The sequence below is a fragment of the Pseudomonas fluorescens genome (genome assembly GCF_902497745.1).
GTDB lineage: Bacteria > Pseudomonadota > Gammaproteobacteria > Pseudomonadales > Pseudomonadaceae > Aquipseudomonas > Aquipseudomonas fluorescens_BM.
The window spans coordinates 139873-156143 of sequence record NZ_CABVHJ010000001.1; the positions used below are offsets into that span (position 1 = coordinate 139873).

Sequence of the window (16271 nt, forward strand, 5' to 3'; positions counted from 1 at the left end):
GATCAACCCCATTGGCTTACGCAGCCTCCGGGCTTGGCGCCCGGCGCACGTCCGGTTGCTTCCACGAATCGGCAGCGCTTTCTTCGATGGCTTGCTGGATGGCTTTCTTGCGCGCTTCTTCGGCGCGGCGGCTGAAGAACCAGACCATGAAGGTCACGATCGATACCGCCAGCAGAATCAGACTGGCCACGGCGTTGATTTCAGGCTTCACGCCCAGACGCACCGCCGAGAACACTTCCATCGGCAGGGTCGTCGAACCCGGACCGGAGACGAAGCTGGCCAACACCAGGTCATCCAGCGACAGCGCGAACGACATCATGCCGCCCGCCGCCAGCGATGGCGCGATCATCGGGATGGTGATCAGGAAGAACACCTTCCACGGCCGCGCGCCCAGATCCATCGCCGCTTCTTCGATCGACAGGTCGAGCTCACGCAGACGCGCCGACACCACCACTGCCACATACGCCGCACAGAATGTGGTGTGGGCGATCCAGATGGTGACGATGCCACGTTCCTGCGGCCAGCCGATCATCTGCGCCATGGCCACGAACAGCAGCAACAGCGACAGACCGGTGATCACTTCCGGCATCACCAACGGCGCCGTCACCAGGCCGCCGAACAGCGTGCGGCCCTTGAAGCGCGTGATGCGGGTCAGCACGAAGGCTGCCAGCGTGCCCAGCGCCACCGCGGCGACCGCGGTGTAGCAGGCAATTTCCAGCGAGCGCAGCACCGAGCCCATCAGTTGGGTGTTGTCGAGCAGGCCGACGTACCACTTGATCGACCAACCGCCCCACACCGTCACCAGTTTCGAGGCGTTGAACGAGTAGATCACCAGGATCAGCATCGGCAGGTAGATGAACAACAGACCGATGACCAGCATCAGGCTGGAGAAACGGAAGCGCTTCATTCTTTACCCTCCATTTCCTTGGCCTGACTGCGGTTGAACAGAATGATCGGCACAATCAGGATCGCCAGCATCACCACCGCCAGCGCGGATGCCACCGGCCAGTCACGGTTGTTGAAGAACTCTTGCCAGAGCACTTTACCGATCATCAGGGTTTCCGGACCGCCGAGCAGCTCCGGGATCACGAACTCGCCGACCACCGGAATGAATACCAGCATGCAGCCGGCAATAATGCCGTTCTTGGACAGCGGAATGGTGATTTTCCAGAAGCTGTTGAAGGTGCTCGAACCGAGGTCGGAAGCGGCCTCCAGCAAGCTTTGATCGTGCTTCACAAGGTTGGCGTACAGCGGCAGGATCATGAACGGCAGGTACGAGTAAACGACGCCGATGTACACCGCAAGGTTGGTGTTGAGAATCTGCAGTGGTTCGTCGATGAAACCCATGCTCATCAGGAAACCGTTGAGCAAACCGTTGTTGCTGAGGATGCCCATCCACGCGTAAACGCGGATCAGGATCGCCGTCCAGGTCGGCATCATGATCAGCAGCACCAGCACCGTTTGCAGTTCTTTACGGGCGGTGGCGATGGCGTAGGCCATCGGATAGCCGATCACCAGACAGAGGATGGTGCTGATCAGCGCCATCTTCAGCGAGCCGAGGTAAGCGGCGATGTACAACTCGTCGCCCGCCAGCATCGCGTAGTTGCCCAGGTTCAGCAGCAGTTGCAGCTTCTGCTCGGCGTACGTGTAGATCTCGGTGTACGGCGGAATGGCCACGTCGGCTTCGGCGAAGCTGATCTTCAGAACGATGAAGAACGGCAGCATGAAGAACAGGAACAGCCAGATGAACGGGACCCCGATGACCAACTGCCGGCCATTGGGGATTATTCGGTTGATGCGGCGTTTGAACTTGCGCATGTTCATGAGCGAAGTACCACGCCGCTGTCGTCTTCCCACCAAACGTAAACCTGATCGCCCCAGGTCGGACGCGCGCCACGCCGCTCGGCGTTGGCCACGAACGACTGCACCAGTTTGCCGCTCGGCAATTCAACGTAGAACACCGAGTGCCCGCCGAGGTAGGCGATGTCGTGCACCTTGCCGCTCGACCAGTTGTATTCGCAGGTCGGTTGATCGGCGGTGACCAGTAGCTTCTCCGGACGGATCGCGTAAGTCACGGACTTGTCCTGCACCGAGGTGCTGATGCCGTGGCCGACGTAGATCTGCCGGTCGAGGTCTTTGCAGGTGATGGTTGCGTGGCCCTCAGCATCGTCGATCACTTCGCCTTCGAAGATGTTGACGTTGCCGATGAATTCGCAGACCAAGCGGCTGGTCGGGGTTTCGTAGATGTCGATCGGGCTGCCGATCTGGGCGATCCAGCCCAGGTGCATGATCGCAATGCGCTCGGCCATGGTCATGGCCTCTTCCTGGTCGTGGGTCACCATCACGCAAGTCACACCGACGCGCTCGATGATCTCGACCAGCTCCAGTTGCATCTGCGAACGCAGTTTTTTATCCAGTGCGCCCATCGGTTCGTCGAGCAGCAACAGCTTCGGCCGCTTGGCCAGCGAACGTGCCAGCGCGACACGCTGACGCTGACCGCCCGACAGTTGATGCGGCTTGCGTTTGGCGTACTGACTCATCTGCACCAGCTTGAGCATCTCGGCCACGCGAGCATCGACTTCAGCCGCCGGGATCTTGTCCTGCTTGAGGCCGAAGGCGATGTTCTGCGCCACGGTCATGTGCGGGAACAAGGCGTACGACTGGAACATCATGTTGATCGGACGCTCGTACGGCGGCATGTCGGTGATGTCGACGCCGTCGAGGAAAATGCGCCCCTCCGTGGGCCGTTCGAACCCTGCCAGCATCCGCAGCAGAGTGGATTTGCCCGATCCCGAACCGCCGAGCAGGGCGAAGATCTCGCCTTTCTTGATTTCCAGGGACACATCGTCCACGGCAATCGTCTCGTCGAACTTCTTCGTGACCCGGTCGATTTTGACCAACACCTGTTTCGGTGTCTGGTCGCCCTCGAGGGCTTTCTTATAGGCGCCGGAGGCAACTGCCATTTACGAAACTCCCAGAAAAAAACAAGTGCAGTTCGCCCCGCAAGGCGAACCCAGGATAGTGTGTGCCTTACATCCCCGACTTGACCTTGGTCCAGCTGCGGGTCATCAGGCGCTGAATGTTCGGTGGCAACTCGGTCGATACGTAGGCCTTGTCGATAACGGCCTGCGGTGGGTACACCGACGCATCGGTGCGGATGGATTGTTCCATCAGCTTGTCCGAACCCGGATTGGGGTTGGCATAACCGACGTAATCACTGACCTGGGCGATCACCTCAGGTTTCAGCAGATAGTTGATGAAGGCATGGGCCTCCTTCACGTTCGACGAATCCTTGGGGATTGCCAGCATGTCGAACCACAATGCGCCGCCCTCTTTCGGCACCGTGTAGGCGATGTTCACGCCCTTCTTGGCTTCGGCTGCGCGGTTCTTCGCCTGGAAGATATCGCCGGAGAAACCGATGGCCACGCAGATGTCGCCGTTGGCCAGATCACCGATGTATTTCGAGGAATGGAAGTAGGTCACGTAAGGACGCACCGCGAGCAATTTGTCGGTGGCTTTTTCGTAGTCCTTCGGATTGGTGCTGTTGGCATTCAGGCCCAGATAGTTGAGCACGGTCGGCATCATTTCATCCGCCGAATCGAGGAATGCCACGCCGCAGCTTTGCAGCTTCTTGATGTTCTCAGGCTCGAACAAGACGCCCCACGAATCGATCTTGTCGACACCCAGTACAGCCTTCACTTTATCGACGTTGTAACCGATGCCGTTGGTGCCCCACAGGTACGGCACGGCGTAAAGGTTGCCCGGATCGTTCTGCTCCAGACGCTTGAGCAGCGCCGGGTCGAGATTGGAATAATTCGGCAGCTGCGAGCGGTCGAGCTTCTGGAACGCGCCCGCCTTGATCTGCTTGCCGAGGAAGTGGTTCGACGGCACGACCACGTCGTAACCGGTACGCCCGGCCAGCAGTTTGCCTTCAAGGGTTTCGTTGGAATCGAAGACGTCGTAGACCGGTTTGATCCCGGTCTCTTTCTGGAAGTCGGCCAGCGTGGATTCGCCGATGTAATCGGACCAGTTATAAATATGCACCGTACCGGCGGCCTGGGCTCCGACAGCAATCGTCAGGCCGGCAGTGGCCAGCAGGGCTTTGCGCAAAGAAGAAAAAATAGGCAAGTGGAGGTCCTCTAAATTAGTTGGGCCCAAGTTGCCCAGCGCTGCATGACAGCGATGGCTGCCCGGCAACAAAACCGGCGCGCAACTTACCCTCGAAAAACCGTTCCTGCAAAACTTCCTGTCATTTAATTGATCCGCTGGCCGCCCGCACGGGGCATGACGGCCAGCGGTTGTTGCGTCAAACCGGCTTATTTACCGGATTTGATCTTGGTCCAGCTGCGAGTGATCAGGCGCAAGGTCGCTGCGTCCAGATCGCTGATCGCGTAGAGCTGCTTCTTCACTTCAGCCGACGGGTAGATGCTCGGATCGCTGGTGATGTCCTTGTCCACCAGTGGCGTGGCAGCTTTGTTGCCGTTCGGGAAACGCACGGCGTTGGTGATGCCGGCCATCACTTGCGGCTCAAGCAGGTAGTTCATGAACTTGTAGGCGGCTTCGACGTTTTCGGCATCCTTGGGAATGGCGACCATGTCGTAGAACGTGCCAGCACCTTCTTTTGGAATGGTGTAGGCCAGCTTGACCTTGTCACCGGCTTCCTGGGCGCGGGTCTTGGATTGTTCCAGGTCACCCGAGTAACCGACGGCGACGCAGATGTTGCCGTTGGCCAGGTCGGAGATGTACTTGGAGGAATGGAAGTAGGCAACCGAAGGACGAATTTTCAGGAACAGGTCTTCGGCGGCCTTCAGGTCAGCCTTGTCCTTGCTGTTGGTCGGCTTGCCGAGATAGTGCAACGCCGCCGGAATCATCTCGGTCGGTGCGTCGAGGAAGCTTACGCCGCAGCTTTTGAGCTTCTCGATGTTTTCAGGCTTGAACACCACGTCCCAAGAATCGATCTTGTCGATGCCCAGCGCAGCCTTGACCTTGGCCGGGTTGTAGCCGATGCCGATCGAGCCCCACATGTACGGGAACGCGTGCTTGTTGCCTTGGTCGCTGGCATCGCCAACAGCCTTGAGCAGGTCTTCGTCGAGGTTCTTCCAGTTCGGCAGCTTGGACTTGTCCAGCTCCTGGTAAACACCGGCCTTGATCTGCTTGGCGAGGAAGTTATTGGAAGGCACCACGATGTCGTAACCGGACTTGCCGGCCAGCAGCTTGGCTTCCAGGGTTTCGTTGCTGTCGAAGACGTCATAGACGACTTTGATCCCGGTGGCTTTTTCAAAGTTGGCCACGGTGTCCGGGGCGATGTAGTCGGACCAGTTGTAGACGTGCAACACCTTGTCGTCCGCCTGAGCCGCAGTCGCCATGATTCCCATCAGGGACATGGCGAGCAGAGTCTTGCCAGCGAGCTTTTTGCCTAATGCCTTCATGCGTTAATGCTCCAAATTTTTCTTTTTTGAACCACTTTGTTCAGCGGCCGAACCCGGACAACTGGAACCGCGGCTAGTCTGGCAAGATCCGAGGCGGTCTTTCAAGAAAAGACCAGCCTTTCTGACAGCTTTGAGCGAGAGCGCCACGGCTCCCCCGCTCAAAGCCTAGCACTTAGCCCTGCAATGCACTGAGGGTCAGGTCCAGACACTTGCGTGCCTTTGTAACCAGCTCATCGATCTCGGCTTTGCTGATCACCAGCGGCGGCGCGATGATCATGGTGTCGCCCACAGCGCGCATGATCAGGCCGTTGTCGAAGCAGAACTGGCGGCAGATCATGCCGACGCCCTTGCCTTCGTAACGCTTGCGCGTGGCCTTGTCCTGCACCAGCTCGATCGCGCCCAACAGACCGACGCCGCGAACTTCACCCACCAACGGGTGATCGTTCAGTTCCCGCAGACGTTTCTGCAAATACGGTGCCGTTTCGTAGTGCGCGTTCTCGATAATTTTTTCATCGCGCAGGATGCGGATGTTTTCCAGGCCCACCGCTGCCGCCACCGGGTGACCGGAGTAGGTGAAGCCGTGGTTGAAATCGCCACCCTCGTTGAGCACCGCAACCACGGTGTCGCGAACAATCAGGCCACCCATCGGGATGTAGCCGGAGGTCAGGCCTTTGGCGATGGTCATCATGTCGGGCTTGAGGTCGTAGAAATCACTGCCGAACCACTCACCGGTACGGCCGAAACCGCAAATCACTTCGTCCGCGACGAACAGAATGTCGTACTTGGCGAGGATTTCCTTGATGCGCGGCCAGTAGCTGTCGGGCGGAATGATCACGCCGCCGGCGCCCTGGATCGGCTCGGCAATAAAGGCACCGACGTTGTCGACGCCGACTTCGAGAATCTTCTCTTCCAACTGATTGGCCGCCCAGATACCGAACTCTTCCGGCGACATGTCGCCACCCTCGGCGAACCAGTACGGTTGCGCGATGTGGACGATGCCCGGGATCGGCAAGTCGCCTTGTTCGTGCATATACGTCATGCCACCGAGGCTCGCGCCGGCCACGGTCGAACCGTGATAACCGTTCTTGCGGCTGATGATGACTTTCTTGTTCGGCTGGCCTTTGATCGCCCAGTAGTGGCGGACCATGCGCAGCATGGTGTCGTTGCCTTCGGAGCCGGAACCGGTGAAGAACACGTGGTTCATGCCTTCCGGTGCCACGTCGGCAATCGACTTGGCCAGTTCCAGCGCCGGCGGGTGCGCGGTCTGGAAGAACAGATTGTAGTACGGCAGTTCGCGCATCTGTTTGGCGGCCGCATCGGCCAGCTCATCGCGACCGTAACCAATGGCCACGCACCAAAGACCGGCCATGCCGTCGAGGATCTTGTTGCCTTCGCTGTCCCACAGGTAAACGCCCTTGGCGTTGGTGATGATCCGCGGGCCTTTCTCTTTCAGCTGCTTGAAGTCGCTGAACGGGGCCAGGTGGTGATCATTGCTGAGTGCTTGCCACTCGCGGGTTTGCGGGTTGTTGCTGGTCATGCCAATTCTCCTTGTTATCGGTGAAGACGCGGCCGCTGAGGGCCGCGCCCGGCGTATCAGACGGCGAAGAGCAGGTACTCACGCTCCCAGGAACTGATCACGCGCTTGAAGTTTTCATGCTCGGCCCGTTTTACCGCGACGTAGCCAGTGATGAAGGTTTTGCCCAGGTACTTCTCGATGGTGGCGCTGTTTTCCATGCGCTCCAGCGCGTCTTCGATGGTCAGCGGCAGGCGCAGGTTGCGGCGCTCATAACCACGGCCCACCACCGGCGCGCTCGGGTTGAGGCCTTCGACCATGCCGATGTAACCGCAGAGCAGGCTCGCGGCGATCGCCAGATACGGGTTGGCGTCGGCGCCCGGCAGACGGTTTTCGACGCGACGATTCTGCGGGCCGGCATCCGGTACGCGCAGGCCGACGGTACGGTTTTCTTCACCCCACTCGACGTTCACCGGTGCCGAGGTGTCCGGCAGGAAGCGGCGGAACGAGTTGACGTTCGGCGCGAACAGCGGCAGCAATTCCGGAATCAGCTTCTGCAAACCACCGATGTGGTGCAGGAACAACTGGCTCATGGTCCCGTCTTCATTAGAAAAGACGTTTTTGCCGGTCTCGATGTCGATGATGCTCTGGTGCAAGTGCATCGCACTGCCCGGCTCGCCGGTCATCGGTTTGGCCATAAAGGTCGCAGCGACGTCGTGCTTGAGCGCGGCTTCGCGCATGGTGCGTTTGAACACCAGGATCTGGTCGGCCAGCGACAGTGCGTCGCCGTGACGGAAGTTGATTTCCATCTGCGCCGTGCCGTCTTCGTGGATCAGCGTGTCGAGATCCAGTTCCTGTAGTTCGCACCAGTCGTAGACGTCTTCGAACAGCGGGTCGAATTCGTTCGCCGCTTCAATGGAGAACGACTGACGACCGATTTCCGGACGACCCGAGCGACCAATCGGCGGCTGCAACGGATAGTCAGGGTCGTCACTGCGCTTGGTCAGGTAGAACTCCATTTCCGGCGCCACGATTGGCTGCCAGCCCTTATCGGCATAGAGTTTGAGGACTTTCTTGAGGACGTTGCGCGGCGACAGCTCGATCGGGTTGCCTTGCTTGTCGTAGGTGTCGTGGATCACCTGCGCAGTCGGCTCGATGGCCCACGGCACCAGGTACACGGCGTTCTGGTCGGGGCGGCAGATCATGTCGATGTCGGCCGGGTCGAGCAGTTCGTAATAGATGTCGTCTTCGACGTAGTCGCCGGTCACGGTCTGCAACAGCACGCTTTCTGGCAGGCGCATGCCTTTTTCGGCGATGAACTTGTTGGTCGGCGAAATCTTGCCCCGGGTAATCCCGGTCAAGTCGGCGATCATGCATTCGACTTCTGTGATCTTGTGGTCTTTCAACCAATCGGTGAGCTGGTCGAGGTTGTTACTCATAAATGCCTCTGGGCTGAGTCTCCTGACGTGATGTCAGGCAAAGTTTGACGCTTGCAGCGTCGCGTTAAAGGGGGGCTTGCTCGCGCAGTGCCGGCTTACGCCTGGCACCGCGCATAGACAATGAAAGAGGAGCTTACCTGCCCTTTACGCTGGCGTTGCATTTCCTGTGCACACTCAAGGCGTGCAGAATCATGAGCACGGCTGGGGCAGCGGCACAGGCTTTGGAAATGAAAGCGATCTATAGTGGAGGGAGACGCCATAAACAGGATGCTTTCCCGTACGTCCAGAATATCGGACGCTGGCACTTGAACGGCCATGGACGGGAACATCGTCGCTAACGGGCGAGCCATGCTGGCTGCGCTATCGACGGATTTGTCGCCACTGATGTGATGAGCATGCAGACCGGACTGTTGCGAGCAGTCGGTGATGCCGATTAACGGCAGGCGAGACATGAAGCACCCCGGTATTATTGCTGTTATGGGTTTGTTCGGAGCTTAGCCTTGTTCATTTTTTTACACAACACCCCCGTAAAAAATACAACACGGCCTGCTCAAGCCCGCGGGTGCAGAGTCCCCCAAGGACAAAAAAACGCCCGAAAGTGCCCCATAAATGCCCTCACAGCGCTTTTTTAGGGCAAAAAAGGCCTCGCTTGACTTCGGCAGGCCGTTCGGGTTGACTGAAACCAGAAAAGATCAATGATTGATATTTTTAACAACAAAGGTGTTGCATCATGTCGGTACCCCCGCGTGCCGTTCAGCTTAACGAAGCGAACGCGTTCCTTAAGGAACATCCTGAGGTTCTGTACGTTGACCTTCTGATTGCGGATATGAATGGTGTGGTGCGCGGCAAGCGCATTGAACGCACCAGCCTCCACAAGGTTTACGAGAAAGGCATCAACCTGCCGGCCTCTCTATTTGCTCTGGATATCAACGGTTCTACGGTGGAAAGCACCGGCCTGGGCCTGGACATCGGCGACGCCGATCGTATCTGCTATCCAATCCCCGATACGCTGTGCAACGAGCCATGGCAGAAGCGCCCGACCGCGCAACTGTTGATGACCATGCACGAACTCGAAGGTGACCCTTTCTTCGCCGATCCGCGCGAAGTGCTCCGTCAAGTTGTTGCAAAGTTTGACGAGCTGGGCCTGACCATCTGCGCCGCATTCGAACTCGAGTTCTACCTGATCGACCAGGAAAACGTGAACGGCCGCCCTCAGCCGCCACGCTCGCCGATCTCCGGCAAACGCCCGCATTCGACGCAGGTCTACCTCATCGACGACCTCGACGAATACGTCGACTGCCTCCAGGACATTCTGGAAGGTGCCAAAGAGCAAGGCATCCCGGCCGACGCCATCGTCAAGGAAAGTGCCCCGGCGCAGTTCGAAGTGAACCTGCACCACGTCGCTGACCCGATCAAGGCGTGCGACTACGCGGTACTGCTCAAGCGTCTGATCAAGAACATCGCCTACGACCATGAAATGGATACCACCTTCATGGCCAAGCCATATCCGGGCCAGGCGGGTAATGGTCTGCACGTACACATTTCGATTCTGGATAAAGAAGGCAAAAACATTTTTGCCAGCGAGGATCCCGAGCAGAACGCCGCGCTGCGTCACGCGATCGGCGGTGTGCTCGAGACCCTGCCCGCGCAGATGGCTTTCCTCTGCCCGAACGTCAACTCCTACCGTCGTTTCGGCGCACAGTTCTACGTGCCGAACTCGCCTTGCTGGGGCCTGGACAACCGCACCGTGGCGATTCGCGTACCGACCGGCTCGTCCGATGCCGTGCGTATCGAACACCGCGTCGCCGGTGCCGATGCCAACCCGTACCTGCTGATGGCTTCGGTACTGGCCGGCGTGCACCACGGTCTGACCAACAAGATCGAGCCGGGCGCGCCAGTCGAAGGCAACAGCTACGAGCAGAACGAGCAAAGCCTGCCGAACAACTTGCGCGATGCCCTGCGTGAGCTGGACGACAGCGAGGTGATGGCCAAGTACATCGATCCGAAATACATCGATATCTTCGTCGCCTGCAAGGAAAGCGAGCTGGAGGAGTTCGAACACTCCATCTCTGACCTTGAGTACAACTGGTATCTGCATACCGTTTAAGCGGTTGTAGCTTCAGGAAAAACGCCGTTGGCTCTCGCAGCCAACGGCGTTTTTTTATGGCCGGTCTCAGATCCCTAGGGTGGGGTGAATGGCCGCCTGCGGCGGTTCGCGAGCAGGCTCGCTCCCACAGTTGATCTTCAGTGAACATGAATGCTGCGTCCACAGAGATTCCCTGTGGGAGCGAGCCGGCTCCGGGCGGCGTTCCGACGAACGCGGTCGACAAGACAACACACAAGCCGGCTCGTACAATGCCCGCTGCCCCGCAGGAGACTTCCATGACGCGACCCGCCCCCGTCCGCAAACCCCGTGCCCGCAGTCAGGCGCGCATCGACTCGATACTCGACGCCGCACGCACGCTGCTGGCCGCCGAGGGCGTGGCCAGTCTGTCGATCTACAGCGTTGCCGAGCGCGCGCAAATCCCGCCCTCCTCCGTGTACCACTTCTTCGCCAGCGTCCCGGCGTTGCTTGAGGCTCTGACGGCGGATGTGCACGCTGCATTTCGTGCCTGCCTGCAAGCGCCGATCGATCATGACGCGCTGCGTGACTGGCGCGATTTATCGCGGCTGGTCGAGCAACGGATGCTGGAGATCTACGATGAAGACGCGGCGGCGCGCCAGTTGATCCTCGCCCAACACGGCTTGACCGAAGTGACTCAGGCTGACCGTCAGCACGACATAGAACTGGGCGATCTGATGCACAAGCTGTTCGATCATCACTTCGAATTGCCGAGGCTGCCGGAAGATGTCGATGTGTTCGCCCTGGCGATGGAACTGGGCGACCGCGTGTATGCGCGCTCGGTGCAGCAACATGGGCAGATCACGCCGCGCATGGCCGAGGAAGGGATGCGGGTGTTTGATGCCTATATCGGCCTGTATCTACCGCCGTATCTACCCAAAAGATCTCTAGTGATCTGACTGACCTCTTCGCGAGCAGGCTCGCTCCCACATTTGGAATGCGATCCCCTGTGGGAGCGAGCCTGCTCGCGAAGGCCGCACCGCAGTTCTCAGATCAGGCACAAAAAACCCCGCAGGGCTCACGCCCTCCGGGGTTGTTTTTTACTCACCGGCTTACAACTTGGCGATCGACACCTCGGTGGATTTCACAAAGGCGATCACTTCGCTGCCGACCACCAGTTCCAGCTCCTTGACCGAGCGGGTGGTGATCACCGAAGTGACGATACCGGAAGCGGTCTGCACGTCGATTTCCGACAGCACGTCACCGAGGACGATTTCCTTGATCGAGCCTTTGAACTGGTTACGGACGTTGATGGCTTTGATAGTCATGGCAATGATTCCTGTCGTTTGCTTGAGTTATTGAGCCCAACGCAGTTGCGTAGGCAGTGGTGAAACAGGTTCCGGCTCTGGCGGTTCGCCGGGCAGGGAGAGAACACGGTTAAGCACTTCGGTTTCCAGCGCTGCGAGTCTGTGCGAACCACGCACTCGCGGCCGCGGCAGTTCGACATGCAGATCGAGGCCGACTTCGCCGTCCTCGATCAGAATCACCCGGTCGGCAATCGCCACCGCTTCGCTGACGTCGTGGGTCACCAGCAGCACGGTGAAGCCGTGTTGCTGCCAGAGACGCTCGATCAGTTGCTGCATTTCAATGCGGGTCAGCGCATCCAGCGCGCCGAGCGGTTCGTCGAGCAACAGCAGGCGCGGTTGATGGATCAGCGCCCGAGCCAGCGCGACGCGCTGCTTCTGTCCGCCAGACAACGCTGCCGGCCATTCATTGGCGCGATCCGCCAGACCCACCGCTTCCAGTGCTTCGAGAGCCTTCGGGCGCCAGTTGCCTTTAAGGCCCAAGCCGACGTTGTCGATGATCTTTTTCCACGGCAGCAGGCGTGCTTCCTGGAACATCAGTCGGGTGTCTTCCCGCGCATCGCTGAGCGGTGCAGAGCCGGCCAGCAAGTCACCGCCAGTCGGTTGATCGAGGCCGGCGAGCAAGCGCAGCAAGGTACTTTTGCCGCAACCACTGCGACCGACCACAGCGACGAATTGCCCTGCCGGAATGTGCAGATCGATGTCACGCAGCACCTGCCGCGCGCCGAAGGTTTTCTGCAGATTGCGCACCGCCAGCGGAATCCCGCGCAGCAGGCGTGGAGGTTGTTGAGCAGTCATGCTGCACCTCCTTTGGCAACCTGATAGGCCGGGTGCCAGCGCAACCACACACGTTCAAGTCCACGGGCGGCGAGGTCGGCGAGTTTGCCGAGCACTGCGTAAAGCAGGATCGCCAGCACCACCACATCGGTCTGCAAAAACTCCCGGGCGTTCATCGCCAGATAGCCGATGCCGGAGCTGGCGGAAATGGTTTCGGCGACGATCAGCGTCAGCCACATAAAGCCTAGGGCGAAGCGCACGCCGACCAGAATCGAAGGCAGCGCCCCCGGCAAAATCACCTGCCAGAACAAGCTGAAACCGGACAGGCCATAACTGCGCGCCATCTCCACCAGCGCCGGGTCGACGTTGCGGATGCCGTGATAGGTATTCAGGTAAATCGGGAACAACGTACCCAGCGCCACCAGAAAGATCTTCGCCGACTCGTCAATCCCGAACCACAGGATCACCAGCGGAATCAGCGCCAGATGCGGCACGTTGCGGATCATCTGCACCGAGCTGTCGAGCAGGCGTTCGCCCCACTTCGACAGGCCAGTGATAAAGCCCAAGACCAGACCGATGCTGCCACCGATGGTGAAACCCAGTGCCGCACGCCAACCGCTGATCGCCAGGTGCGTCCAGATTTCACCGCTGCGCACCAGGCTCACGCCGGCTTCGATCACCGCCACCGGTGCCGGCAGAATCCGTGTCGACAACCAACCCGCCGACACCGACAACTGCCACACCGCCAGCAACAACACCGGCAACGCCCAAGGCGCGAGGCTGTGGATGATTTTCTTCATGGCGCGCCTCAGCTCTGCGACGCGGCTTTGGGAAGAATGTCGTTGGCGACCATCTCGCCGAACGGGCTGACATAACCGGCACTTTTCGGCAGTTCCGGACGCTCGATGTCGAGGTGCGGGAACAGCAGTTCAGCGACGCGATACGACTCTTCGAGGTGTGGATAACCGGAGAAGATAAAAGTGTCGATGCCCAGATCGGCGTATTCCTTCACGCGAGCGGCCACGGTCGGGCCATCGCCAACCAGCGCCGTACCGGCACCGCCGCGCACCAGACCAACACCGGCCCAGAGGTTCGGGCTGACTTCGAGGTTGTCGCGGCTGCCACCGTGCAGCGCGGCCATACGTTGCTGGCCGACCGAATCGAAACGCGCCAGAGAAGCCTGAGCGCGAGCGATGGTGTCGTCGTCCAGGTGCGAGATCAAACGATCCGCCGCTTGCCACGCTTCCGCGTTGGTTTCACGGACGATCACGTGCAGACGAATGCCGAAGCGCACGGTGCGGCCGAGCTTTGCGGCTTTGGCGCGAACCTGTGCAATCTTCTCGGCCACAGCTGCTGGCGGCTCGCCCCAGGTCAGGACCATTTCCACTTGTTCGGCAGCCAAGTCCTGCGCCGCTTCCGAGGAGCCGCCGAAGTACAGCGGCGGACGCGGTTGCTGGATCGGCGGATAGAGCAATTTCGCGCCCTTCACGCTGATGTGCTGGCCGTCGTAATCGACGGTTTCGCCTTCCAGCACACGACGCCAGATGCGGGTGAATTCCACCGAGGCTTGATAGCGTTCTTCGTGGCTGAGAAACAGACCGTCGCCAGCCAATTCTTCCGGGTCACCGCCAGTCACGAGGTTGAACAGCGCACGGCCGCCGGACAGACGATCCAGCGTGGCGGCCTGCCGCGCTGCGACCGTCGGGGAAATGATCCCGGGGCGCAGGGCAACGAGGAACTTCAGACGCTGGGTCACCGGGATCAGCGATGCCGCCACCAGCCATGAGTCTTCGCAAGAGCGGCCGGTAGGAATCAGCACGCCGCCGAAACCTAGACGATCCGCCGCTTGTGCGACCTGTTGCAGATAACCGTGGTCAACGGCGCGAGCGCCTTCGGCGGTGCCAAGGTAATGGCCGTCGCCGTGGGTAGGCAGGAACCAGAAGATATTGAGGCTCATGGAGTGGTCTCCTTAGGAATTCGAATTACTGCGCTTTAGCCACAGCGGCCGGTGGTGTCCAGATCACATCCTTGATGCTCAGCGGCTTGGGAATCAGCTTGAGCTGAAAGAACGTGTCAGCGATTTTCTGCTGCGCGGCGACCACTTCCGGAGTCAGGAACAGCGCGCCGTAACCCTGACGTTTCACCGAGGTCAGAGTGATGTCCGCCGGCAGGCCGAGCAGTGGCGCAACCTGTTGGGTCACGTCTTCAGGATTGGCTTTCGACCACTCGCCAACGGCGCGCACTTCCTCAACGAGGGCTTTGATCACCTCAGGATTTTTCTGCGCGTAAGGCTTGGTCGCGAGATAGAACTGGTGGTTGTCGACGATGCCTTTGCCGTCGCGCAGGGTGTGCGCTTGCAGCTGTTTCTCGGCGGCAGCCTGGTACGGATCCCAGATGACCCAGGCGTCGACGCTGCCACGTTCGAACGCAGCGCGGGCATCGGCCGGCGGCAGGAATACGGTTTGAATATCGGTGTATTTGAGGCCGGCGTCTTCCAGCGCACGCACCAGCAGGTAGTGAACGTTGGAGCCTTTGTTCAGGGCGACTTTCTTGCCCTTGAGATCGGCCACCGATTTGATCGGCGAGTCTTTCGGCACAAGGATCGCTTCGCTGTTCGGCGCTGGCGGTTCGTAGGCGACGTAAAGCAGATCGGCGCCGGCCGCCTGAGCGAACACCGGTGGAGTTTCGCCAGTGACGCCGAAGTCGATCGAGCCGACGTTCAGGCCTTCCAGCAGTTGCGGGCCACCGGGGAATTCAGTCCATTGCACGTCGACGCCTTGGGCAGCCAGACGTTTTTCCAAAGTGCCCTTGGCTTTGAGCAGCACCAGCGTGCCGTACTTCTGATAACCGATCCGAAGCGTCTCGGCTTGAGCTTGAGTGATGGCGCCGAAGGTGACAGCCGCAGCAAACAGAGCGACCAGACCACGACGCAAAAATATAGTGCGCATAGCGCTCTCCTTTTTGCTGTTGGGTTTTGGCTGCACCTGCTTGGCCGTTAGCGGCTGAGTAAGGTGAGTTACATCAAGTTCGGGTGTGGCTTAAATGCTCCAGCGAGCACTCAACAAACGTTCGTTCAACAGGCCAGGTTCCAGCGGTTTTGGCCGACGAGCCATGGCGCCGACAAACTGATCCAGCGCTTCGTGCAGACGCTGCTCCAGCGCCGGGGCCAGTTGCGCGGCGGCACTGCCTTCGCCGTAAGCGATCTGGCTGTCCTCGGCGAAAATCCCCTGGAGCATTTCCTGGGCTTTCAACGCCGACAACACAGGCTTGAGCGCGTAATCGACCACCAGCATGTGGGCGATGCTGCCGCCAGTGGCCATCGGCAAGACAATCTTGTGGTTCAGGGCGCGCTCGGGCAGCAGATCCAGCAGCGTCTTCAACGCGCCGGAGAACGACGCTTTGTAAACCGGTGTGGCGATCAACAGGCCGTCGGCATTTTCGATCTGTTGCAGCAGGTCGAGCACCTTCGGGCTGTCGAAGCGGGCGTGAAGCAAATCTTCGGCCGGGAAATCCCGAATCTGATAACTCACCACTTCCACGCCTTGCTGCTGCAACCAACGTTGCGAGCGCTCCAGCAGCACCCCGGAACGGGAGCGCAGGCTGGGACTGCCACCGAGTGAGACGACCAGCATCGAGACAATTCCTTAAGCGTTACAGGCGATTCGCGGGTTGCGATCTCGCTTCGAT

General features: G+C 59.6%; 16 protein-coding genes. 2 read left to right on the forward strand and 14 right to left on the reverse strand.

The genetic code is table 11. The features are described 5' to 3' along the window. Nucleotides 1–16 precede the first annotated feature (16 nt). The 8 genes from F8N44_RS00690 to F8N44_RS00725 all read right to left on the reverse strand — a co-directional run bounded on the left by F8N44_RS00690 (nt 17) and on the right by F8N44_RS00725 (nt 8833). The gene (locus F8N44_RS00690) at nt 17–907 is read right to left on the reverse strand and encodes an ABC transporter permease subunit (protein ID WP_141125851.1); all 891 of its coding nucleotides are present in this window, start codon (nt 905–907) and stop codon (nt 17–19) included. After that, nucleotides 904–1785, reverse strand: coding sequence for an ABC transporter permease subunit (locus F8N44_RS00695; protein ID WP_177412532.1), 882 nt, complete (start codon nt 1783–1785; stop codon nt 904–906). The genes F8N44_RS00690 and F8N44_RS00695 overlap by 4 nt, the downstream gene beginning before the upstream one ends. A gap of 35 nt (nt 1786–1820) precedes the next feature. After that, nucleotides 1821–2963 carry an ABC transporter ATP-binding protein gene (locus tag F8N44_RS00700; protein WP_007913856.1) on the reverse strand — a complete coding sequence of 381 codons (1143 nt, stop codon included), beginning with the start codon at nt 2961–2963 and terminating at the stop codon, nt 1821–1823. A 67-nt stretch (nt 2964–3030) separates the two neighbouring features. After that, on the reverse strand, nt 3031–4128 hold the full coding sequence (locus F8N44_RS00705; protein WP_150648948.1) for a polyamine ABC transporter substrate-binding protein: 1098 nt from the start codon (nt 4126–4128) through the stop codon (nt 3031–3033). A 188-nt stretch (nt 4129–4316) separates the two neighbouring features. Further along, a complete protein-coding gene (locus F8N44_RS00710; RefSeq protein WP_127930163.1) occupies nt 4317–5429 on the reverse strand; it encodes a polyamine ABC transporter substrate-binding protein in 1113 nt (370 codons plus the stop codon). Between the two features lie 172 nt (nt 5430–5601). After that, nucleotides 5602–6966, reverse strand: coding sequence for an aspartate aminotransferase family protein (locus tag F8N44_RS00715; protein WP_150648949.1), 1365 nt, complete (start codon nt 6964–6966; stop codon nt 5602–5604). 56 nt (nt 6967–7022) lie between these two features. Next, a complete protein-coding gene (locus F8N44_RS00720) occupies nt 7023–8381 on the reverse strand; it encodes a glutamine synthetase family protein (protein ID WP_034151968.1) in 1359 nt (452 codons plus the stop codon). Nucleotides 8382–8476: 95 nt separating this feature from the next. Beyond that, complete coding sequence (locus tag F8N44_RS00725; protein WP_150648950.1) at nt 8477–8833, reverse strand: glutamine amidotransferase; 357 nt, start codon at nt 8831–8833, stop codon at nt 8477–8479. Between the two features lie 278 nt (nt 8834–9111). Between F8N44_RS00725 and F8N44_RS00730 the strand changes: the two genes are divergently transcribed. Both F8N44_RS00730 and F8N44_RS00735 read left to right on the forward strand, forming a co-directional pair. Beyond that, the gene (locus tag F8N44_RS00730; protein WP_007913842.1) at nt 9112–10488 is read left to right on the forward strand and encodes a glutamine synthetase family protein; all 1377 of its coding nucleotides are present in this window, start codon (nt 9112–9114) and stop codon (nt 10486–10488) included. A 275-nt stretch (nt 10489–10763) separates the two neighbouring features. Then, nucleotides 10764–11402, forward strand: coding sequence for a TetR/AcrR family transcriptional regulator (locus F8N44_RS00735; protein WP_150648951.1), 639 nt, complete (start codon nt 10764–10766; stop codon nt 11400–11402). 153 nt (nt 11403–11555) lie between these two features. On the opposite strand, the gene F8N44_RS00740 is transcribed toward F8N44_RS00735, so the two are convergent. From F8N44_RS00740 to ssuE, 6 genes are all read right to left on the reverse strand, one after another. Then, nucleotides 11556–11771: a TOBE domain-containing protein gene (locus F8N44_RS00740; RefSeq protein WP_003229256.1), complete on the reverse strand. Its 216-nt coding sequence runs from the start codon at nt 11769–11771 to the stop codon at nt 11556–11558. 27 nt (nt 11772–11798) lie between these two features. Beyond that, entirely contained in the window at nt 11799–12605 is an 807-nt protein-coding gene (gene ssuB, locus F8N44_RS00745; RefSeq protein ID WP_150648952.1) for an aliphatic sulfonates ABC transporter ATP-binding protein, read from the reverse strand. Next, nucleotides 12602–13384, reverse strand: a complete 783-nt coding sequence (gene ssuC, locus F8N44_RS00750) for an aliphatic sulfonate ABC transporter permease SsuC (protein ID WP_003229260.1) — start codon at nt 13382–13384, stop codon at nt 12602–12604. Before ssuC ends, ssuB begins: the two co-directional genes overlap by 4 nt. An 8-nt stretch (nt 13385–13392) precedes the next feature. After that, a complete protein-coding gene (ssuD, locus tag F8N44_RS00755) occupies nt 13393–14541 on the reverse strand; it encodes an FMNH2-dependent alkanesulfonate monooxygenase (protein ID WP_018928626.1) in 1149 nt (382 codons plus the stop codon). Between the two features lie 25 nt (nt 14542–14566). After that, a complete protein-coding gene (locus F8N44_RS00760; RefSeq protein WP_150648953.1) occupies nt 14567–15532 on the reverse strand; it encodes a sulfonate ABC transporter substrate-binding protein in 966 nt (321 codons plus the stop codon). Nucleotides 15533–15622: 90 nt separating this feature from the next. Further along, a complete protein-coding gene (ssuE, locus tag F8N44_RS00765) occupies nt 15623–16216 on the reverse strand; it encodes an NADPH-dependent FMN reductase (RefSeq protein ID WP_008085340.1) in 594 nt (197 codons plus the stop codon). Nucleotides 16217–16271 lie beyond the last annotated feature (55 nt).